The organism is Bradyrhizobium sp. SEMIA (genome assembly GCF_014844175.1).
In the GTDB taxonomy this organism is placed as follows: Bacteria; Pseudomonadota; Alphaproteobacteria; order Rhizobiales; family Xanthobacteraceae; genus Bradyrhizobium; species Bradyrhizobium arachidis.
This window is the reverse complement of record NZ_CP046601.1, coordinates 5,989,893-6,011,741: the sequence shown is the minus strand read 5'-3', so window position 1 is coordinate 6,011,741 and position 21,849 is coordinate 5,989,893. Positions and strand designations below refer to the sequence as shown.

Sequence of the window (21,849 nt, the reverse complement as noted above, 5' to 3'; positions counted from 1 at the left end):
CCATGACGACGGGTTCGACATTCACCCGGCACCGGGAGATCGCCTGGCGCGGCGGCCGCACGATCTCGACGTCGCGACTGGTTGCCGAAGAGAGCGCCATCGCGCTCACCTACAATGGCTCGACCCATGCAGTGATGATGGGAACGCCGGCCGATCTGGAGGATTTCGGTGTCGGCTTCAGCCTCACCGAAGCCATCGTCGACCGCGCGAACGAGATCAGGAGCATCGAGCTGATCTCGAATGAGCTCGGCATGGAAGTGCGGATGTGGCTCGACGGTGATCGCGCCGCATCCCTGGCCGCGCGCCGCCGTACCATCAGCGGACCGGTCGGGTGCGGGCTGTGCGGCATCGAAAGCCTCGAACAGGCGCGTCGCACGCCCTCGCGGGTTGAGGGGCGCGGCATTGCCTTCCACGCCGGGGACCTGCTGAACGCCATGCAGGCGCTGTCTCCTCTGCAGACGTTGAATCAACAGACGAGGTCCGTTCATGCGGCGGCCTTCTGGCACCCCCGCAGCGGCATCACGCTGGTCAGGGAGGATGTTGGCCGGCACAACGCGCTCGACAAGCTCGCTGGTGCAATCGTCCGCGACGGTAGCTCGGCCAGCGGCGGCGCCGTTCTCTTGACGAGCCGCGTTTCGGTTGAGATGGTGCAGAAAGCGGCAATGATCGGCGCGCCGGTCGTCGTGGCCGTCTCCGCGCCGACCGCGCTCGCCATCCAGACTGCGAATGAGGCGGGAATCACACTTCTCGCCGTCGCCCGCGACGACGGATACGGCGTATTCACGCATCCGCGCCGCGTCCTGCTGCCTGAAGAGGCCGCGCTGCGCGCCGGCTGTTGACCTCCGATATGACGATGCAGGCCGCATCAACCGAACCGCTGGCCGAGACGCGCGTCGAGGTCTTCGCTCCGGAACGATCGCTGCTGGTCGCATCCCTGCTCAGCATGTCGGGTGGTTTTCTCGACGCCTTTACGTGGCTGTCGCTTGGCGTGTTCGCGAGCTCGCAGACCGGAAATGTCGTCTTCCTCGGGATCCATGCTGAGTTAGGGCAATGGCACCGGGCGCTTCACCATACCCTTCCGCTTGCGGCCTTCGTCCTCGGCGCGGTCGTGGCGGTCCGCTCCCGGGCGCCGCTACGCTGTCTCGCCGGAGAGATCGTCTGCCTGACAGCGGCAATGCTGTTGCTTCATCGCGCTCCCGATCAGATCGTGATCCTCGTCATCTCCTTTGGCGTCGCACTGCAGTCGGCGAGCTTCAGACGGGTCGGGGATTTGAACTTTCTCTCGGTCGCGGTGACCGGAAACATGCTTCGCGCCATCGATCAGAGCTTTGGAGCGTCCGATCGCGATGCTGCGCGCGGCACCGCAACCATGCTCGCGCTTTGCCTGATGTTCTTGATGGGCGCCGTCGTCGGGGGGTGCGTGACGAGGTGGCTCGGAGCATGGAGCCTCGCTCTGCCGATCGCATTGTCGGCATGCGTTCTCTGGCTGTGCCGGCATCCGAGCCATCGGCACTGAAGCTGCGTCAACGCTTCGAACCTTGCGTATTCGCAATGCGCCTGTCCGTCGCAGGTCGAGGCGCCCGCCATGCCATTCGGAAAAAGGACGTTCGTTCGCGGAAGCGCGCGCGCGGTGCGGTTCGTACACTTCGATCAGTGCCGCACAAGTGCGTCCGACATGAACTGCCACGAGAGGCAAGAATGAGCGACTTCCGCAAAGAGACAGACAGCCTGGGCGAGGTGAACGTTCCCACGGACAAGCTCTGGGGCGCGCAGACGCAACGTTCACTCGAGCATTTCAGCATCGGCAGGGACCTGATGCCGCGCGAGATGATCCAGGCCTATGCGATCCTGAAGAAGGCGGCTGCGAACGCCAATTACGCCGGCGGCCGTCTCGGCGGCAAGATCCACAAGCTGATCGTCCACGTCTGTGACGAGATTCTCGCGGGGCAGCATCACGATATGTTCCCCCTTCACGTCTGGATGACGGGGAGCGGAACGCAATTCAACATGAACGTGAACGAGGTGATTTCGAACCGGTGCTGCCAGCTCGCTGGCACCGCTCTCGGCAGCAAGATGCCGGTCCATCCGAACGATCATGTCAACATGTCGCAATCGTCGAACGACAGCTTCCCCTCGGCCATGTATGTCGCGGCCGCGCTGAACGTGACGGAACGCCTCATTCCTGCGGTCGCGGCCTTGCATGACGCGATCGCGGCGAAGTCGAGCCAGTGGGACGACATTGTCAAGATCGGTCGAACCCACATGCAGGATGCCACCCCGCTGACGCTCGGGCAGGAGTGGTCCGGCTACGCCGTCATGCTCGCCGACAATCTGGCCCGCATCAACGACGCGCTCAAGGGCGTTTACCGGCTCGCGCTGGGCGGCACGGCCGTCGGCACCGGCATCAACGCAGCACCGGGTTTTGCAGAAGCAGTCGCCGCCGAGATCGCGCGGTTGACCGGCTTGCCCTTCGTCAGCGCACCGAACAAATTCGCCGTGCAAGGCGCGCACGACGCGCTGGTGCAACTCTCGGGTACACTGCGTACGCTTGCCGGCTCGCTCTACAAGATCGCAAACGACATCCGCCTTTTGTCCTGTGGTCCGCGCGCGGGCTTTGCCGAGCTGCACATTCCCGAGAACGAGCCGGGCTCATCGATCATGCCGGGCAAGGTCAATCCGACCCAGGCGGAAGCGTTGACGATGATCGCGGTGCAGGTGATGGCGAACGACGTTGCCGTCGGGTTCGGGGGCGCCGGCGGCTACCTGGAGATGAACGTCTACAAGCCTCTGATCATCCACAACATCGCCCAGTCCGTCACCATCCTCACCGACGGCTGCACTAATTTCCGTACCTTCCTCGTCGAGGGTACCGAGCCGAACCGCAGGAAGATCCAGGAGTATGTCGAGAGGTCGCTGATGTTGGTGACGGCGCTGGCGCCGGTGATCGGCTACGACAAGGCGTCGCGCATCGCGCACTACGCGATGGACAACGATCTCACGTTGAAATCGGCGGCGCTGAAGCTCGGCTTTGTGACCGAGCCCGAGTTCGACCGCATCGTGGATCCCGCCAAGATGGTCAAGCCTTACGTTGCTGAGGTCAAGGTGCCGCTCGCAATCGGTGCGGAGGCCGGTTGAGGGAGCAAGGCTGCGATCGGGCCCGTACAGCACCGCGCATCAAAGCAACGACAAGCAAGGAGAGATACCATGATCCGCTGTGTGCGCCTGTGGACGGGAGAGGACAACAACTCGCATTTCGAGGAAGGGTACCTTGAGCTCGAACCGGGCCAGCGTGGCGACTTTCTGACCGGCAAGATCGATGCCCTCAGTGTTTCCTTCCAGGAGACGGAATCGGGTGGCGCTTTCGCCTGGCACACCGCGCCGGTCCGCCAGTCGTGCTCACGCTGAGCGGAACACTCGATTTCCAGACGCGTGACGGTCACCACTTCCTGATTCACCCCGGCAACGTCTTGCTGGCCGAGGACACCGCGGGTTCAGGCCACAGCTGGAAACTGACCGACGATTCCTCCTGGCGGCGTGCCTACGTGATCCTGCGGCCCGGAGCAGAGGTGCCGTTCCGCGCCAAAGCGCGGCAATCCGTGCGGGCTTGATCGAGCCATCCGAACTAACAACACCCAACGAAGGAAAAAGCCATGTCAGCAGCTTCCGACCGCGAGATCGACGTTGTCCTTATCGGCGCAGGCATCATGAGCGCGACCCTCGGCGTCTTTCTTAGGGAGCTCGAGCCGTCGTTGTCGATCCAGATGTTCGAGGTTCTCGGAGATTGCGCGCAGGAAAGCTCCGATTCTTGGAACAATGCCGGGACCGGCCACGCGGCAAACTGCGAGATGAACTACACGCCGCAGCGGCCTGACGGCAGCATCGACATCTCCAAGGCGCTCCAGGTCAATGTCGAGTTCGATCTATCCCGGCAGTTCTGGTCTTACCTCGTCGGGCGGGGTGCGATTGCCGACCCGCGGTCCTTCATCCACCCGGTCCCGCATATGAGCTTCGTGCACGGCGCGGAGAACGTTGAATTCCTGCGGAAGCGGTTCAAGGCGATGTCGGCCCATCATTGCTATGAGGGCATGGAGCATACCGAGGATCCCAAGAAGATTGCCGAATGGGCGCCGCTGGTCATGGATGGAAGGAATGGGGATGAGCCGGTTGCAGCAACGCGGATCATCACCGGTACCGACGTCGATTATGGCGCGTTGACGCATCTGTTGGTTAGTCATCTCGTCAGCCAGCCGGGCTGCGCGGTCCACTACAGCAACTGCGTCACCGGACTTGACCGGGAGCAGGGCGGTCGGTGGCGGATCGAGGTCCGTGACACCGCCAGCGGCGAGACGCGATCGGTTCGCGCGAAGTTCGTCTTCATCGGCGCCGGCGGCGGTGCGCTGCCGTTGCTCGAGAAGTCCGGGATTCCGGAGGGGCGCGGCTATGGCGGCTTCCCGGTCAGCGGGATCTGGCTGCGCTGCGACGATCCGGAGATCAACCGGCGCCACCATGCCAAGGTCTACGGCAAGGCCGCGGTCGGCTCGCCGCCGATGTCGGTTCCGCATCTGGACACGCGCGTGATCGGCGGCCAGCACTCGTTGTTGTTCGGGCCTTATGCCGGCTTCTCAAGCAAGTTCCTCAAGCACGGCTCGCTGCTGGACCTGTTTGAGTCCATTCGTCCAGCGAACGTCAAGCCGCTGCTGTCCGTGGCGCGCGACAATTTTGACCTCACCGAATATCTGGTCGGGCAGGTGCTGCAGTCCGAGGGCCATCGTCTGGCAGCGCTCGACGAATACTTCCCGAAGGCCGATCCGAAGGACTGGAGGCTGCAGGTGGCGGGCCAGCGCGTCCAGATCATCAAGCCCGACGTCAAGCGCGGCGGATTGCTCGAGTTCGGCACCGAGCTCGTCGGCGCCGACGATCATTCGCTGGTCGCCCTTCTTGGCGCCTCGCCGGGCGCCTCCACCGCGGCGTTCATCGCCATCAGTGTGCTCGAAAAGTGCTTCGCCGGCGAGCTGACGGCAAGCGCCTGGCTACCGAGGCTGAAGCAGATCATTCCGTCCTATGGCGTCTCGCTGATCCAGGATGCGGATCTCTCCCGCCAGATCCGCGCCGCGACGGCAGAGGTGCTCAAGGTCGACAACATCCCGCAGCCGGCCGCACGCGCGCCGGCGGTCGCGAAGCGGGCGTGAGTAAAGAGGGGGCTTGCCATGGACCCGACGGCCCTTCTCCTCTCGCGGCTGCAGTTCGCCTTCACGATCTCGTTCCACATCATCTTCCCGGCGTTCACGATCGGGCTCGCCGCCTGGCTCACCGTGCTCGAAGCGATGCACCAGTACAGCGGCAGGCCCGTTTATCGGACCCTGTTCGAGTTCTGGCTCAAGATCTTCGGCGTCGCCTTCGGCATGGGCGTGGTATCGGGCGTGGTGATGGCGTTCCAGTTCGGAACGAACTGGAGCGTGCTCTCGAAGATGTCGGGGCCGATCCAGGGGCCGCTGCTATCCTACGAGACGTTCACCGCCTTCATGCTGGAGGCCGGCTTCTTCGGCATCCTCATCTTCGGCCGGCCGCGGGTGCCGCCCTGGTTCTACCTGTTCTCCACCGCAATGGTCGCGGTCGGCACCACGCTGTCGGCATTCTGGATCATGGTCAACAACAGCTGGATGCAAGTGCCGACCGGCTATGTCCTTCAGAACGGCCAGTTCGTTCCCAACGACTGGGTACAGATCATCTTCAATCGGGTGGTCTGGGTCCGCTTCCCGCACATGCTGCTCGCTTCTTATCTCACCGGCGCCTTCTGCGTGGCGGCGACCGGGGCGTGGTACCTGCTGCGGCGGACCTATCGCGCCGAGGCGCATGTGATGCTGCGCATGGGTCTTGCGCTCGCGGCGGTGCTGCTTCCGGTGCAGCTCTTCATCGGGCATCTCGTCGGGGACTACGTGCACGACTATCAGCCGGCGAAGTTCGCCGCGATCGAGGCGCGCTGGCATGACGAGCAGCCGGCCTCCGAGGTGCTGATCGCGATCCCGGATTCGAGCACCGAATCGAACAGATACGCGATTTCGATTCCGGTGCTCGGCAGCATCATCGCAAGCATGAGTCTGAGCTCGAAGGAGGTCGGCCTGACCAGCTTCGCGCCGCAGGACCGGCCGCCGGTGGCGATCCCGTTCTTTGCCTTCCGTATCATGGTCGGCTGCGGCTTCGTGATGCTGGGACTGGCCTGGCTCGGGACCTGGCTCGGGCTCAAGCACCGGCTCGAGCGCAGCCGCCTGCTGCTGTGGGGCATCTTCCTCAGCTTTCCATTGCCCTGGATCGCGATCCTGACCGGATGGTACACCGCGGAGGTTGGCCGCCAGCCGTGGACCATCTACGGCGTGTTGCGGACCGCTGACGCCGTGACGCCGTTCCTGACGGCGTCCGCCGCTATGACCTCGCTGATCCTGTTCGTCGCGGTCTACGCCTTCATCTTTTCGTTCGGGACTTACTACATCTATCGGCTGCTGCGCGCCGGGCCGGCGGGGCTTGGCGGCAAGCCATTGCATGTTCCGGTGCCCAACCGGCCGATGTCGCTCGCCGACAAGATGCCGGCAATCGCCGAGGCGGGAGAATAGCCATGGTGACGTTCTGGGTTGCCCTTCTTGCCATCAGTATCCTGATCTATCTCCTTCTGGACGGATTCGACCTCGGCGTCGGGATGCTGTTTGGCTTTGCCGGCAACGAGGCGAATCGTGAGGCGATGCTGCGCACGATCGCTCCTGTCTGGGACGGCAACGAAACCTGGCTGATCGTCACCGGTGTGATCATGTGGGGCGCGTTTCCCGTGGTCTATTCCATGCTGCTGTCCGCGCTCTATATCCCGGTGCTGGTCATGCTTCTGGGACTGATCCTGCGTGGGGTGGCATTCGAGTTTCGCGGCAAGGCATCGCGCTCGCGCTGGATCTGGGACGTCAGCTTCATCGCGGGATCGTTTGCCGCGAGCTTCATGCAGGGCGCGATGGTCGGAGCGCTGGTCGAGGGACTAGAATTCTCGAACGGCGAATATGCCGGAGGCACCTTCGGCTGGCTGACGACCTTTTCGGTCTTGTGCGGGATCGGCCTGTGCTTCGGTTACGCGTTGCTCGGTGCGTGCTGGCTCGTGAGGAAGTGCGATGGTCCCGTCCGAGACGCGACGCGGCATCTGGTTCCGTTGCTTGCGGTCGCCGTGCTGGCTTTCCTCGTTGTCGTCTTCACACATGCCCTGATCGAACATCTGCCCATTCTGCGCCGATGGATCGAACGGCCCTATCTGTTCGTGTTCCCCCTCATCGGCGCGGGCGCCGCCTCGGTTCTCGCCACGAGCATCGTGCGCCACGACGATTATTGGCCATTCCACATGGTTTCACTGATCTTCGCCGCGGCGTTCGGCACGCTCGCTCTATCGTTTTGGCCCTACATGATCCCGTTCGTCATCACGATCGACGAGGCGGCGGCGCCTCATTCGAGTCTCGCATTCATGTTTTGGGGTGCCGGCCTGTTCGTGTTTCCGCTGATGCTGCTCTATGTCGCGGTCGGTTATCGCGTGTTCCGCGGCAAGGCGGCCCCGGCCGCTGATCACTACTGACCGCCGTGCGCTCGAACTTGCTGTGGGTTGCATAAAAAGAAAGGCGCCGGTTTCGGCGCCTTTCTCATTGAGGACCCGAAGTCTTTCAGGACTTGGGCATGACGCCCGGGCCGTTGTCCGGCCATTGCGCGATCAGCTTCTCGTCGATGTTGAAATGCTGGGCGACCAGGCTGGGCGGCGTGTGCGTCAACCAGTTGGAGAGCGAGACCTCCTCGTAGCGCGGCGCACGGAACACGCCGATGAACTGCAGCTCGGTGTCGCCGACATTCTCGACGTAATGGCCGAGATTGCGCCGGACATAGCCGATATCGCCGGCCGAGAAGTCCGTCGTCAGCGCATTGGGGCCGGTGTCGAACACCGTCATCCGCGCCCTGCCCTTGATGTAGTACTGCCATTCGTCGGCGTTCGGATGCCAGTGCATCTCCCGCACCGCGCCTGGCGGCATCGTCACCAGCGCCGCTGCGACGGTGGTGGCGACTTTGAAGTTGCTGCTGTCGGCGACGCGGATGCTGCCGGCCGAGCTCTCCTTGACCGGGGTCGAGCTGCCAAGCGAATGGATGAAGGGGTAGGGTGGCGCTTCGGCGTGTTTGGCGACCGCAGCGCGATCGGCGGCGAGATCGCCGGGTACGGTGCCCTGGAATATCCAGCGATTGTGCAGCGGGATCTTCGCGAAGGCATCCGCCGGCACACCAAAGTTCTTCGCCAGCACCTCGGGCGGGGTATGGGCGAACCAATCCGTCACCAGCAGCGTGTTGAACTCATTGGCGTGGCCGTCATCAAAGCAGATCACGAATTCGCAGCCGTCGGGGCCCAAGCCCTGCAGCGAATGCGGTGCGCCCGCGGGAAAATACCAGAGGTCGCCGGCCTTGAGGTCGCCGACATAGGGGCGCCCCTGCGCGTCGAGCACGGTGATACGGCAGCTGCCGTAGGTCATGATCGCCCATTCGGCGGCCTGGTGCCAGTGCAGCTCACGGATGCCGCCGGCGGACAGGCGCATGTTGACGCCGGAGATTTCTTTGGAGATGGCGAAGTCCTCGACGGTGACCTGACGGGCCCAGCCGCCATCCTGGATGCGTCTTGGCGCGTTGTTGAACGAGGCCCAATCCATCGGCAGGCCGCCGACGTCGGTCGCGGGCGGGGTCTGCGCGGAGGGGAATTGCTTGGCCAGCACGGGGTTCTGCGGACCGGGATCGGTCAGGCTGCCGGGGCTCTTGGCATTCACGGCGCCTTGCGGCGGCTCGTCCGGATTGCCGAAGGTTGCGGCCTGCGCACTGGAGCCGACTATGGCGGCGCCCGCCGCGGACATGGCCAACAGATCACGTCTTGAAAACATCTTGGGTCGCTCCTGAAAAGACGAAAGGCCTCCATCGCAATGGGGCTCCAACCTCCAAACCTAGTTTCCGCTTCCCGTTTCAGCTTCCGTGAACGGCGCTCTTTTTGCTGGAATGCACTGGCTGCTGCTGCCAGCAGGCCGGGGCCGAACGTGGCAATTGCGAAATTGTGCTTCGTTTTGAAAAGACGGCCCTGCCTACACGATCCTTAACTGGCCGGGAGAATTGCCATACCGAGAGATGTCCAGATGACCACGAAATCGGTTCGTCCCTACCGTGAACCCGCCGGCGGCTGGGGTGCACTCAAGGCACTCAGCGAGGCGCTTCTGGTGCAACGGGTGCCGCTGAAGGGTGCAGCGACGCTCCGACGGATGAACCAGCCGGAAGGTTTTGATTGCCCCGGCTGCGCCTGGCCAGATCCGAAGCACACGTCGTCATTCGAATTCTGCGAGAATGGCGGCAAGGCGATCGCCTGGGAAGCGACGTCGAAGCGCTGCACCCCCGAATTCTTCGCCGAGCACACCGTCACCGAGCTCGCGAGCTGGAGCGATTACGATCTCGAAATGGTCGGGCGGCTCACGCATCCGATGGCCTATGATGCCGCATCCGACCGCTATCTCCCCGTGGAGTGGAATGACGCGTTCGACATGATCGGGGGTGAGCTGAGAGCGCTGACGGATCCGAACATGGCGGAGTTCTACACGTCCGGGCGAACCTCGAACGAGGCCGCCTTCCTCTATCAGCTGTTCGTGCGCGAATACGGCACCAACAATTTCCCCGACTGCTCGAACATGTGCCATGAGGCGACCAGCGTCGGCCTGCCGCACTCGCTTGGGGTCGGCAAGGGCACCGTGCTGCTGGAGGATTTCGACAAGGCCGATTGCATCTTCATCTTCGGCCAGAATCCCGGCACCAACAGTCCGCGGATGATGACCAGCCTGCGCAATGCGGCCCGCCGCGGCGCCTCCATCATCTCATTCAATCCGTTCCGCGAGCGGGCGCTCGAGCGTTTCCAGGCGCCGCAGAGCCCCGTCGAGATGATCACGCTGTCGTCGACGGCGATCAGCTCGAAGCTGTTCCAGGTGCGGGTCGGCGGCGACGTCGCCGTCCTCAAGGGGATCATGAAGATCCTGGTGGAGGTGGATGAAGCCGCCCGCGCTGCCGAGCAGCCGGAGATCCTCGATTGGGATTTCATTCGCGGTCACACCGTCGGAGTTGAAGCGCTGATCGACGATCTCAAGCGCACGCAATGGCCCGACATCGAACGCCAGTCCGGCCTGATGCGCGAGGACATGGAATATGCGGCCGGCGCCTATATGAAGGCGGAGCGCGCCATTCTCGTGTACGGCATGGGCATTACGCAGCATTGGCGTGGTGCAAACAACGTCCAGCAGATCGCCAATCTCGCGCTGCTGCGCGGCAATGTCGGGCGCGAAGGCGCCGGCGTCTGCCCGGTTCGCGGCCATTCCAACGTGCAGGGGGATCGGACCGTGGGGATCACGGAGGTCCCCAAGGCCGACTTCCTCGAGCGTCTGGAGCAACGCTTCGGTTTCAAGCCTCCGTCCGCGCCGGGACACAACGTGGTGACCGCGCTGGAAGCCATGATCCGCGGCGAGGTGAAGGCCTTCTTCGCGATGGGCGGCAATTTCGCCGCGGCCATTCCGGATTGGCAGGCGACGCAGGCGGCGCTCGGCAAGCTCGATCTGACCGTCCACGTCTCGACCAAGCTCAACCGCAGCCACCTGATCCACGGCCGCGCCGCCCTGATCCTGCCGTGCCTCGGCCGCACAGAGATCGATATCCAGGCGACGGGGCCGCAGTCGATCACGGTGGAGGACTCGATGTCGATGGTGCATGCGTCCGGCGGACGCAACAAGCCAGCGTCGGAGCATCTGCGCAGCGAGGTCGCGATCATCGCCGGTGTCGCCAAGGCGACGCTGGGCGAGCGCACGGTGGTCGACTGGGATGGCTTCGTTGCCGACTACGACCGCATTCGCGATGCGATCGAGGCGGTGTTCCCGATCTTCCAGGGCTACAATGCCCGCATCCGCGTCCCCGGCGGCTTCCATCTCACCTCGACGGCGCGCGAGCGCATCTGGGCGACGCCGTCGGGCAAGGCCAACTTCCTGGTCTTTCCGGGCTGCGGCGAGGATCCGCCGCAGAGTGATGACGATTTCCTGTGGCTCACCACCATACGCAGCCACGACCAGTACAACACCACGCTCTACTCGATGTCGGACCGCTATCGCGGCGTGTTCGGCCAGCGCGACGTCGTGTTCCTCAACGAATACGAGTTGAAGAGGAGGGGGTTGGCTGACGGCGATCGCGTCGATCTGATCACCGCCTCGACCGATGGCGCCAATCGTATCGTGCGCAACTTTCGCGTCGTGGCCTATTCCTTCCCGACCGGCTGCTGTGCGGCGTACTACCCGGAGACCAATCCGCTGGTCCCGCTCTATGCCCGCGATCCCCTCAGCTTCACGCCGTCATACAAGGGCATTCCGATCCGTCTGGTGCGTTCGACCGGCCTGGAGCAACAGGGGTAATCGCGGAACAGTCGCGGTCAGGCATCCACACCGAGATCGGACCGCGGCGGATCCGCCGCGATGGAGATCGGCAGGGTGAACCAGAAACGGGCGCCGCCCTGCGCGGCGCTTGCCTCTGCGCCGATCCGGCCGCCATGTGCTTCGACGATCGACCGGCAGATCGGCAGTCCCATGCCCATGCCGCTCTCCTTGGTCGTGAAGAAGCTTTCAAAGAGCCGTCCGAGATGTTCGCTGGCGATGCCGGGGCCGTTGTCCTCCACGGAGCAGCACAGCGTGGATGCATCCTGCGCGACCGTGCTGATGACGATCCTGCGATCGTCATATCCGGCTTGTGTCATCGCCTGCACCGCGTTGATGGCCAGATTGACGATCACCTGCTGCAGCTGGGTGCGGTCGCCGAACACCTGCGGCGCGGCCGGCTCAGGCCGGTGCAGGATCGCGACGCTGCGGGATTCGAGCTCGTGCCCCAGGAACAGAAGCGCTTCGCGAATGATCTCGTCGAATGGCAGGAATGCCTGCTCGGGGGCTTTCCGGGAGGCCATGCCGTGAACGCGTGCCACGATCTTGGCGGCGCGTTGAGTATCCACGACGATGTTTTCGATGGTCTTGCGGATCTCGCCGATATCGGGCACCGGCCTGTTCAGCCACCGCAGCCCGGCGGCGCCGTTGGTGGCGATGGCGGCGAGGGGCTGATTGACTTCGTGCGCGATCGAGGCAGTGAGCTCGCCAAGCATCGAGACCCGCGCTGCATGCGCAAACTCGGCCTGTACCTGCTGGAGCTTCTGCTGGGCGCGAACGCGTTGCGAGATGTCGATGGTGCCGACCAGGCTGACCTCGAGATCGTTGATGGGGCCGACGCGGGCGGTCGTGAAGAGAACGTCGACGACGCGGCCGTCCCATGTGACCATCCTGGTCTCTTCCTCGAAGTTCGTCTCGCCGCGATAGCGGGATTCCATCGCGCGCCGGAACGTGTCGGGGCGTTCCTTCCAGCTGTCGGCCAGGGAACGTCCGACATAGCCTTCCGCGCCTCCCCCGAACATCTGGATGGCCCGTTCGTTGGCCTCCTGAAACGAGAGCGCGTCCATGCAGGTCCGCAGAAACTCGGGATGGCTGTCGAAATAGGCGCCGAGATCCTTGACGCCCTCGGCGCGCAGCTTTCGAAACAGCGCGACCAGCCTGCTGGCGTCGAGCTGCCGGAATGCGATCGGCATCCGGCTGAACAGATGGCGGTAGCGCAGCTCGCTCCGCTCCAGCTCAGCGTGAGCCTTCTTCAGGGCCGTGATATCCATGATGGCGCCGACGAGCGTCAGCGAAGCGGCCAGAAAAGCGGCGAAAGCGATCGCCGTGAAATTGTCGCCAAGCAGTGAACAGGCGAAGGACAGCAGGGTCAAAACAAGGCTACCCCAAGCCCACAGCAGAATCCGATCCTGTATTGTCTGGATCGGCAGCACACGCTGCCACCATCGCTGGGGCTGTACGGGGTTAGAGCCATCCAGGCGTTCGAGCGTCATGCGGACGGTCTACCTTGCCGTAGAGGGGCGGTCTTTTGCGTTTTCGGAGGCACTTTGCCAAAACGCACGAAGCTACCACCGGGCCGTGTGCGACTTTAGGCTATCTCGGCCACGGATACTGTCACGCCGAAGCGCCGCTCAAACTCGGCGACATCAACGACCCCACGGCGGTGGGTGCCGTCGCCGATCTTGCGGTCGCCATCCCAGGCCTCGACCTCGAACAGAATGCTCCTGGCCTCGATCGCGACGACCCGCGCGACCGCGCGCACCGTGCGGCCGACCGGCGTTGCCGCCAGATGGCGGATATTGACCATCATGCCGACGCTGACATGACCCGCGGGCAGCAGCGGCTGAACCGCCGATCCCGCGGCCATCTCCATGTGCAGGATCATCATGGGTGTGCCGTAGACGGCGGGCATGCCCGGCACTACATGGCCGACCGTCATCTCCGGTGTGACGGTCACCAGCTTTTCTGCCGTCATGCCGGTCTTTACCTTCTCAAGCGGATTCATGGCTCAATCCCGTCTTCGCTTCGGTCGCGGATGGAGCGGATGTCTCGGCTGCGTGCGGCTTGCGGCCGGTGAGCCAATTGCCGAGCCGGTCGAGATAGAGATAGACCACGGGCGTGGTGTAGAGCGTCAGGACCTGCGACAGCATCAGGCCGCCGACGATGGTATAGCCGAGCGGCTGGCGCAGCTCCGCGCCGGTGCCCGAGCCGATCATCAGCGGCACGCCGCCGAGCAGCGCGGCCATCGTCGTCATCAGGATCGGGCGGAAGCGCAGCGTGCAGGCCTGGTAGATCGCCTCTTCCGGGCTAAGCCCGTGCTGCCGCTCCACCTCGAGCGCGAAGTCGACCAGCATGATGCCGTTCTTCTTGACGATGCCGATCAAGAGGATGATGCCGATGATGGCGATGACGCTCAGATCCATGTGGACCGCGAGCAGCAGCAATAGTGCGCCGATGCCGGCCGAGGGTAGCGTCGACAGGATCGTAATGGGGTGGATCAGGCTCTCATAGAGAACGCCGAGGATGATGTAGATCACGATTAGCGCCGCGCCGATCAAGAGCGGCGTGCCACGCAGGGAGGACTGGAAGGCCTGGGCGTTGCCCTGGAACGAGGTCGACAGCGAGGCGGGCTTGCCGGTGTCCTTCTCGATCTTCTGGATCGCCGTCACCGCATCACCCAGCGCGACGCCGGGCTTCAGGTTGAACGAGATCGTCACCGAGGGAAACAGGCTCTGGTGATTGATCAGGATCGGCGCGGGTTTGATGACGCTGTGAACCAGCGTGCTGAGCGGGACCTGCTGGCCGCTGGCCGAGTTCAGGTAGATATCCTTGAGCGCTTCGGGCCCGTACTGGAAGCGCGGATCGACCTCCATCACGACATGGTACTGGTTCAGCGAGGTGAACATGGTGGAGACGATGCGCTGGCCGAAGGCGTCGTCGAGCGTGTTGTCGATCGTCGTCGGCAGGATGCCGAAGCTGGAGGCGACCTCACGATTGACGGTGACTTCCAGCCGTGGCCCGGCATTGGCCTGGTCGCTCGCGACGTCGCTGATGAGGTCCAGCGCGCGGAGCTTCTCCAGGAATATCGCCGACCAGTGGTTGAGCTCGTTGGAATCGGCGTCCGTCAGGGTGAATTGATACTGCGTCTTCGACAGGCGTGCGCCGATCGTGATGTCCTGCGCTGCCTGCATGTACAGCGTGATGCCCTGGATGTGGGCGAGACGCGGACGCAGCCGGTTGATGATCTGGTCGGCGCTCGCCTTGCGCTCGGGCTTCGGCTTCAGCACGATGAAGATGCGGCCCTGGTTGAGCGTCGCGGTCGGGCCTCCCGGGCCGATATAGCTTGCCACTGACTGGATCGCGGGATCCTTCGACAGGATGTCGACGATCGCCTGCTGACGTTCCGACATTGCGGGGAAGGAGATGTCCTGGGCCGCCTCGGTGATGCCGACGATCTGCCCGGTGTCCTGTTGCGGAAAGAAACCCTTGGGGATGATCACGTAGAGGTAGCCGGTCAACGCGATGGTTGAGAGCATCACGAGCAGCGTCACGAAGCGATGCCGCAGCACCACGCGCAAGCCCCGCGCGTAGAGCGCAAGAAGGGCATCGAAGCCGCGCTCGAACAGGAGGTAGACCCGGCCGTGTTTCCTTCGTGAATCATCTTTCAGCAGGCGCGCGCACATCATCGGCGTCAGGGTCAGCGAGATGACCAGCGACAGCAGCAGCGAGGCGGTGATCGTGACGGCGAATTCCTGGAACAGCTTGCCGACATAGCCGCCCATCAGGAACAGCGGGATGAAGACCGCGATCAGCGACAGGGTAATGGAGACGATCGTGAAGCCGATCTCGGCGGAGCCCTTGAGGGCTGCCTCCAGCGGCGTCATCCCCTGCTCGAGATGGCGCACGATGTTCTCGATGACGACGACGGCATCGTCGACCACGAAGCCGACCGCGATCGACAAAGCCATCAGCGAGAGATTGTCGAGACTGTAGCCGAGCACATAGAGGACCGCGAACGTCCCGATCAGCGCCAGCGGAACCGTGATCGCCGGGATCACCGTGGCCCAGAAATTCCGCAGGAACAGGAAGATGACCATCACCACCAGGGCGACCGTCAGCATCAGCGTGAATTGCACGTCGGAGACGGCCGCGCGGATGGTGGCTGTGCGATCCGCGGCGATCGTTACCTTGATTGCCGGTGGAACCGAGGCCTGGAGCTGCGGCAGCAGCTTCTTGATGCGGTCGACCGTCTCGATGACGTTGGCGCCGGGAACGCGCTGAACGGCGAGGATGATGGCGGGATCTTTGCCGTACCAGCCGGCCAGGAGGTCGTTTTCGGGCGCCTCGATCGCCGAGCCGATATCGCGCAGGCGCACCGGCGAGCCGTTGCGATAGGCAATGATAAGGTCTTCGTAGGCGGAGGGTTTCAGCAGCTGGTCGTTGGTGTTCAGCGTGTAGGTGACGCGTGGGCTGTTGAGCGTGCCCTTGGGCAGGTCGACATTGGCGCCGGCGATGACGTTGCGGACATCTTCGAGGCCGATGCCGCGAGCGGCGAGCGCCTGCGGATTGACGCGGATGCGGATGGCCGGCTTCTGTTGTCCGCCGATGCCGACCAGGCCGACGCCGGGCACCTGGGAAATCTTCGGCAGCAGGATGTTTTCCGCATAGGCATCCACCGTCGTCAGCGGCAGCGAGTCCGACGTCAGCGCGATCAGCATGATCGGCGTCTCCGCCGGATTCACCTTCCTGATCGTCGGCGGGTAGGGGATGTTCGGCGGCAGGAAGGGGCTGGCGGCGTTGATTGCGGCCAGCACGTCCACCGCCGCGCTGTCCACCGTGCGCGACAGCTCGAATTGCACCGTAAGCTGGGCAACGCCGAGCGCACTGGAGGAGGTGAGCTGCGTAATGCCGGGGATCTGGCTGAGCTGCTGCTCGAGCGGGGTTGCGAGCGACGAGGCGATGGTGCCCGGATCGGCGCCGGGCAATTGCGCCGAGATCTGGATCGTCGGGTAATTGACGTTCGGTAGCGCTCCGACCGGCAGCAGCGGATAGGCCGCAAGGCCGAGCAGCAACAGGCCGGCCATCAGCAGGGCGGTTGCGATCGGCCGCAGGATGAAGGGCGCGGAGAGGTTCATGGAATCGCATCCTGCACGGCGCTCTGCAGGTCGGCTTCCTGCGCGGCCTTGCCGTGCAGTTCGCGAACGCGGCTGCCTTCAGTCAACCGATACTGGCCGTCGACCACGACGACCTCGCCGGATTTCAGCCCGTGGTCGATCAGGGCCTGGCCATCGCTGATCTGCGCGACGTGAACGGAACGCAAGGCCGCGGTGTGGTCGGGAGATACGACATAGACATAGCTGCCGTTCGGCCCCTGCTGTACGGCGGAGCCGGCGACAGTGAGCGCGTTCTTCTGAATCTCGAGCAGCAGGCGCGCGTTCACCAACTGGCCCGGCCACAGCCGATGCTCATGGTTCGGGAACACCGCCTTGAGCTGGACGGTGCCGGTCGTTCCCGCGATCTCGTTGTTGACCAGCAGCAGCGTGCCTTCGTCGAGCTTCACCTTGTTGTCCTGGCTGTAGGCGATGACCTTCAGCTCTCCCTGTGCTGCGTGCTGCTGGATGACGGGCAGGTCGGTCTGCGGCAGGGTGAACAGCAGCGAGATCGGCTCGATCTGTGTGACGACGACGAGACCGTTCGGGTCTGTCGGATGGATCACGTTGCCGACATCGATCTGGCGAACGCCGGTGATGCCGGGAATCGCCGACGTCAGGCGCGTGTAGCTGAGCTGGACATTGGCCTCGTCGATCTGGGCCTGGTCCGCCTTCACGGCGGCCTTGAGCTGCGCCACCTGCGCCGTCTGCGTCTCGATCAGTTGCGGGGTCGCATAGCCCTTGTCGCCAAGCTGATTGTAGCGTGAAAGATTGGCCACGGCGTTCGCGAGCTGCGCCTGGTCTCTGTCGCGATTGGCCGTCAGCTGCTCGATCTGTGCTTCATAGGGCCGTGGGTCGATCTGGGCGAGCAGATCGCCGGTCTTGACGGTCTGTCCCTCGGTGAAGGCGATCTTGACGATCTGCCCCTGAATCTGGCTGCGCACGACGTCGGTGTTGTAGGCAATCACCGTGCCGATGCCACGCAGATAGATCGGGACGTCCTTGCCGGTGACGGTGGCCGCGACCACCGGCACGGCGACGGGTACCGGCGCGGCCGCGACGGCCGGCTTCTGATCGTTACTGAAGAACCAGAGGGCTCCGCCGATCAGGATCGCGGCGAGAGCAAAGCATGCAATGGTGAGGGTCCGCTTCACGGTGATGCTCCTTGGTGATCTCAGGGATTGCCGGAGCCGTCGATTGGGGGTGTGCTGCTCATGGACGTGGGGCCGGGCACCGGCACGAACGGACTTGTTCCGGCGCCGCCGAGCTCGGTGGACCCGAGCGGAATCCCGACACGACCGACCGTGGATGTCGGGGGAGGCAATGCCGATGGCGTCGTGGTGCCGCTCTGGCAGGCGAGCGACGGGCTTCCGGAGAGGCCGCCGCCATCGAACAGGGCTCCCGATGATCCGGTATTGCCCGAGACGGGGCAGTTCGTCATGCCCAGCGAAGGATTGATCGGGGATACGCCTGGCGTTGCGATTTCGGTCGAGCCTAACGGAATGCCTTCAGGCCGCGTCGAGCCGAGGTTGAGCGGCGAGGTCGCGGACATGCCGACGGGGGGCTGCGTCGTCGGCAGCGTCATTTGCGCATTTGCTGCAGCCGGGATCAGCCATATCCAGCTAGCCGCGAGCGCCACGCGCAGATGCATCGATGCAGACGGGCGGTATCTGGATCTGTTCGATGAGAGCTGTTCTCGCATGGGCTGCTCCGGAGTCTTTCACTTGCGCGGGACGATAGGAAGCGGCCGGCGCACTGGTATTCCCTGAACGCACGTCTGGCTGTCTGCCCGCACGGTCGGGAGGGATCTCCCTCATTGTGGCTGCTTCTGAAGCAGCAGCGTTGCCTCGGACAGCTCCCGGCGGCACCTCGCAATGTCCTTGGAACGGTCCGCGGCGCGCGCGCGATCGAGGGCATCGAGCGCGAGCCGAAGATGCGCTCCGCTCGGGCCTTCGGCCTCCGCCAGCGATCGTGGTGTGGGCTGATAACTGCGCAGCGCATCGAGACTTTCCGGGCCCCAGCCATGTGCGCCGGCATTCTTCTCGATGGCCGCGTCCAGCTGCGCCTGGACACGCCAGATCGAGTCCTTGCAGGACGCCGCACGAACCGGGGCTGCCGCTTCCAGGAGGATAATAATGATAGCTGCAATCCGGATGAGTGAATTCGATGTCATTGTCGATCCTCTCGGTGCTCGAACACCTGTCTCGAATGACAGAACCGATACACGCCGTCTTTCGCGTACGAACGCCTGCCGCTCCGCATGCGCAGGAGGTCGTGCCGTCAGAGAAAGCCGGACGCGAGCGGGATCAGAGCTGCGGCGGGACACGTGCCGGCGTGCGAAGTGGCAACGGCCGTTGTTTGCCGAAATACGCGAGCGGGCGTCGAACCTAGTGTCGCGTCATTCCAACCCGGAGTGATCCCGACATGAAACACCTCAACGCTGGCCTCGCCATCGCCGCCGCTCTCTCCCTGTTCGCGACCGTCACCCCGGCGCGCGCGGAATCCCTGAAGAACATCGTCCTGGTGCACGGCGCCTGGGTCGATGCGTCGGGCTGGAAGCCCGTCTACGAGATCCTGACCAAGGAAGGCTTCCGCGTGACCATGGTGCAGGAGCCCGAAACCTCGTTTGCCGACGACGTCACGGCGGCGAAGCGCATTCTTGATCTGCAGGACGGCCCGACGCTCCTCGTCGGTCATAGCTATGGCGGTTCGATCATCACCGAAGCCGGCGTCCATCCCAACGTCGTCGGCCTCGTCTACGTCGCCGCACACGCTCCGGACGTTGGCGAGGATGAATCGGCGCTCGGCAAGAAGACACCGAGCGTGCTCGGCAAGACCGAAGGCGTCATCAAGGTCACGCCAGACAAGTTCACCTATCTCGATCCCGTGCAATTCCCGAAACTGTTCGCGCCCGATCTGCCGCGCGAGCGCGCCGAGTTCGTTGCGCGCTCCCAGGTTCTGGCCGCGACTCAGGTGTTCAGCACGCCGCTGACCGCGGCCGCGTGGAAGACCAAGCCGAGCTGGGGCATCGTTGCCGGCGGCGACCAGATCATCAATCCCGATCTCGAGCGCTGGTACTACGAGCGCGCCAAAAGCCAGACTACCGTGATCCCGGGTGCCAGCCACTCCGTCTACGAGTCGCATCCGAAGGAAGTGGCGGCTGTCATCGCCCGCGCTGCGCGCAGTGTTCAGCAGCCGGCCACGCGCTGACGACGTATTTTGCCGGTTCTGACGCACGGCCGGCAGAAGGAAGGACGGCGGGAGCGACAGCACTCCCGCCGGTCCGACTGTCCACTCCGGAGAATTCCATGACCGTGATCGAGAAGAGCAGCACCGTCCTGAACTGGAGCGTGATGACGGTGAAGCGCCCCGGTTTGAGCCGCGACTTGCCGTCCGGCAATCCGGACCTGATGTGGGTCGCGAATTCCTCGACCGAGGCAACGGCATCGCCGCGCGAGCTCTATGAGGCGATGCTGGAGCTCTATCCCGATCGCGCCAATCCCGTGTCGCTCTGGAGCGGAGCCAATGCCGCGAAGGAACAGAAGTCATGACGAGCTGGCAGAACAACCGCGCCGCGCGCGATGCGCGCATCGCGGCCGGCGCCGGCTCGCGGGCTCGCGCGCGGCAAGCTCGTGGCGGCGCACGATGCCACGCGGCTGCTGGAGGCGGTGATCAGGCCGGGCGACCGGGTTTGCCTCGAGGGTGACAACCAGAAGCAGGCCGATCTGCTCAGCCGCGCGCTGCTCGCCGTCGATCTCACCAGGGTCAACGATCTGCACATGGTGCAGTCCGGCGTCGTTCTTGCAGAGCATCTGGACCTGTTCGACCGCGGCGTCGCCAAGCGCCTCGATTATGCCTATTCCGGACCACAATCGGCGCGCATCGCCCGCATGCTGTTCGGCGGCAAGATCGAGCTCGGCGCGGTCCACACCTATCTCGAATTGTTCGCCCGCTACTTCATCGACTTGACGCCGCACGTCGCCTTGATCGCCGCCGTCAGCGCCGACCGCGAGGGCAATCTCTACACCGGTCCGAACACCGAGGACACGCCGACCGTGGTGGAGGCCACCGCCTTCAAGGACGGCATCGTGATCGCGCAGGTCAACGAGATCGTCGAGACGGTGCCGCGGGTCGACATCCCGGCGGATCGCGTCCACTTCATCGTCAAGTCCGACAAGCCGTTCTTCGTCGAGCCGCTGTTCACGCGCGATCCGGCCGCGATCACGGAAGGGCAGATCCTGACCGCGATGCTCGCGATCAAGGGCATCTATGCGCCCTATGGCGTGCAGCGGCTCAATCACGGCATCGGCTTCAGCACGGCCGCGATCGAGCTGCTGCTGCCGACCTTCGGTGAACGATTGGGACTGAAGGGAAGGATCGCAACCCATTTCGCTTTGAACCCGCATCCAGCGCTCATTCCGGCGATCGAATCCGGCTGGGTTCGGCAGATCCATTCGTTCGGCTCGGAAGTGGGAATGGACGACTACATCCGCGCGCGATCCGACGTGTACTTCACCGGCCCCGACGGCTCGCTGCGCTCCAATCGCGCCTTCTGCCAGACCGCCGGTCTCTATGCCTGCGACATGTTCATCGGCTCCACCTTGCAGATCGATCTGCAGGGAAATTCATCGACCGTCACCGCCTCGCGCATTGCCGGGTTCGGCGGTGCGCCGAACATGGGAGCGGATGCCCGCGGGCGGCGTCATCCGAGCGAGCCCTGGCTGAAAGCGGGAGCCGAGGCCGATCCTGACGGCTCCGCATTGATCCGCCGCGGCCGCAAGCTGGTCGTGCAGATCGGCGAGACGTTCGGCGACAAGAACGTGCCGCTGTTCGTCGAGAAGCTCGACGCCATCGAGCTCGCGGAGAAGCTGAACCTCGAGCTCGCGCCGATCATGATCTACGGCGACGACGTCACGCATATCGTCACCGAGGAGGGCGTGGCCAACCTCCTGCTGTGCCGCACCGCGCAGGAGCGCGAGCAGGCCATCCGCGGTGTTGCGGGCTACACCGATGTTGGCCGTCGGCGGGACCACGGCGTGATTGCACGGCTGCGCGAGCGCGGGGTGATCCGCCGCCCGGAGGATCTCGGGATCAACCCGCTCGATGCGGATCGCAGCATGCTGGCGGCGCGGTCGATCAAGGATCTCGTGCGCTGGTCCGGCGGCCTCTACGCGCCGCCCTCGAAATTCAGGAATTGGTGAGGACGG

General features: G+C 64.2%; 18 protein-coding genes and 1 pseudogene. 12 read left to right on the top strand and 7 right to left on the bottom strand.

What is annotated here, in order from left to right:
- Positions 1-2: 2 nt before the first annotated feature.
- The 8 genes from fdhD to cydB all read left to right on the top strand — a co-directional run bounded on the left by fdhD (position 3) and on the right by cydB (position 7,597).
- Positions 3-839 (top strand): formate dehydrogenase accessory sulfurtransferase FdhD, encoded by an 837-nt coding sequence (gene fdhD / locus FOM02_RS29200; protein ID WP_027559111.1) that lies wholly within the window; start codon positions 3-5, stop codon positions 837-839.
- Between the two features lie 14 nt (positions 840-853).
- Complete coding sequence (locus FOM02_RS29195) at positions 854-1,516, top strand: YoaK family protein (protein ID WP_231164324.1); 663 nt, start codon at positions 854-856, stop codon at positions 1,514-1,516.
- A gap of 182 nt (positions 1,517-1,698) precedes the next feature.
- Positions 1,699-3,135 carry a class II fumarate hydratase gene (fumC, locus tag FOM02_RS29190; protein ID WP_027559113.1) on the top strand — a complete coding sequence of 479 codons (1,437 nt, stop codon included), beginning with the start codon at positions 1,699-1,701 and terminating at the stop codon, positions 3,133-3,135.
- Between the two features lie 69 nt (positions 3,136-3,204).
- Positions 3,205-3,405 carry a hypothetical protein gene (locus FOM02_RS29185; RefSeq protein WP_265440332.1) on the top strand — a complete coding sequence of 67 codons (201 nt, stop codon included), beginning with the start codon at positions 3,205-3,207 and terminating at the stop codon, positions 3,403-3,405.
- Complete coding sequence (locus FOM02_RS29180; RefSeq protein ID WP_265440331.1) at positions 3,393-3,608, top strand: hypothetical protein; 216 nt, start codon at positions 3,393-3,395, stop codon at positions 3,606-3,608. Before FOM02_RS29185 ends, FOM02_RS29180 begins: the two co-directional genes overlap by 13 nt.
- A gap of 42 nt (positions 3,609-3,650) precedes the next feature.
- Complete coding sequence (gene mqo, locus FOM02_RS29175; protein ID WP_027559115.1) at positions 3,651-5,189, top strand: malate dehydrogenase (quinone); 1,539 nt, start codon at positions 3,651-3,653, stop codon at positions 5,187-5,189.
- Positions 5,190-5,207: 18 nt separating this feature from the next.
- Positions 5,208-6,608 carry a cytochrome ubiquinol oxidase subunit I gene (locus tag FOM02_RS29170; protein WP_027559116.1) on the top strand — a complete coding sequence of 467 codons (1,401 nt, stop codon included), beginning with the start codon at positions 5,208-5,210 and terminating at the stop codon, positions 6,606-6,608.
- 2 nt (positions 6,609-6,610) lie between these two features.
- Positions 6,611-7,597: a cytochrome d ubiquinol oxidase subunit II gene (cydB, locus tag FOM02_RS29165; protein ID WP_027559117.1), complete on the top strand. Its 987-nt coding sequence runs from the start codon at positions 6,611-6,613 to the stop codon at positions 7,595-7,597.
- A gap of 85 nt (positions 7,598-7,682) precedes the next feature.
- Here cydB and FOM02_RS29160 read toward each other — a convergent pair whose 3' ends face one another.
- Positions 7,683-8,930, bottom strand: coding sequence for an oxalate decarboxylase family bicupin (locus FOM02_RS29160; RefSeq protein WP_027559118.1), 1,248 nt, complete (start codon positions 8,928-8,930; stop codon positions 7,683-7,685).
- A gap of 246 nt (positions 8,931-9,176) precedes the next feature.
- Here FOM02_RS29160 and FOM02_RS29155 point away from each other — a divergent pair, with 246 nt between their 5' ends.
- Complete coding sequence (locus FOM02_RS29155; protein ID WP_027559119.1) at positions 9,177-11,474, top strand: FdhF/YdeP family oxidoreductase; 2,298 nt, start codon at positions 9,177-9,179, stop codon at positions 11,472-11,474.
- A 17-nt stretch (positions 11,475-11,491) separates the two neighbouring features.
- Here the strand turns inward: FOM02_RS29155 and FOM02_RS29150 are convergent, their stop codons facing one another.
- From FOM02_RS29150 to FOM02_RS29125, 6 genes are all read right to left on the bottom strand, one after another.
- Positions 11,492-12,985: a sensor histidine kinase gene (locus FOM02_RS29150; protein ID WP_028146336.1), complete on the bottom strand. Its 1,494-nt coding sequence runs from the start codon at positions 12,983-12,985 to the stop codon at positions 11,492-11,494.
- Between the two features lie 95 nt (positions 12,986-13,080).
- Entirely contained in the window at positions 13,081-13,497 is a 417-nt protein-coding gene (locus FOM02_RS29145; RefSeq protein WP_027559121.1) for a thioesterase family protein, read from the bottom strand.
- Complete coding sequence (locus FOM02_RS29140) at positions 13,484-16,627, bottom strand: efflux RND transporter permease subunit (protein ID WP_027559122.1); 3,144 nt, start codon at positions 16,625-16,627, stop codon at positions 13,484-13,486. Before FOM02_RS29140 ends, FOM02_RS29145 begins: the two co-directional genes overlap by 14 nt.
- Positions 16,624-17,796: an efflux RND transporter periplasmic adaptor subunit gene (locus FOM02_RS29135; RefSeq protein ID WP_027559123.1), complete on the bottom strand. Its 1,173-nt coding sequence runs from the start codon at positions 17,794-17,796 to the stop codon at positions 16,624-16,626. The genes FOM02_RS29140 and FOM02_RS29135 overlap by 4 nt, the downstream gene beginning before the upstream one ends.
- A 20-nt stretch (positions 17,797-17,816) precedes the next feature.
- Complete coding sequence (locus FOM02_RS29130) at positions 17,817-18,227, bottom strand: hypothetical protein (RefSeq protein ID WP_156950869.1); 411 nt, start codon at positions 18,225-18,227, stop codon at positions 17,817-17,819.
- A gap of 228 nt (positions 18,228-18,455) precedes the next feature.
- Positions 18,456-18,815, bottom strand: a complete 360-nt coding sequence (locus FOM02_RS29125; protein WP_027559125.1) for a hypothetical protein — start codon at positions 18,813-18,815, stop codon at positions 18,456-18,458.
- Positions 18,816-19,066: 251 nt separating this feature from the next.
- Between FOM02_RS29125 and FOM02_RS29120 the strand changes: the two genes are divergently transcribed.
- The 3 genes and pseudogenes from FOM02_RS29120 to mdcA all read left to right on the top strand — a co-directional run bounded on the left by FOM02_RS29120 (position 19,067) and on the right by mdcA (position 21,843).
- Positions 19,067-19,852: an alpha/beta hydrolase gene (locus FOM02_RS29120; RefSeq protein WP_027559126.1), complete on the top strand. Its 786-nt coding sequence runs from the start codon at positions 19,067-19,069 to the stop codon at positions 19,850-19,852.
- Positions 19,853-19,950: 98 nt separating this feature from the next.
- Entirely contained in the window at positions 19,951-20,193 is a 243-nt protein-coding gene (locus FOM02_RS29115) for a hypothetical protein (protein WP_027559127.1), read from the top strand.
- Positions 20,190-21,843, top strand: a pseudogene (mdcA, locus tag FOM02_RS29110) (malonate decarboxylase subunit alpha). Before FOM02_RS29115 ends, mdcA begins: the two are co-directional and overlap by 4 nt.
- The last annotated feature ends 6 nt before the right edge of the window (positions 21,844-21,849 follow it).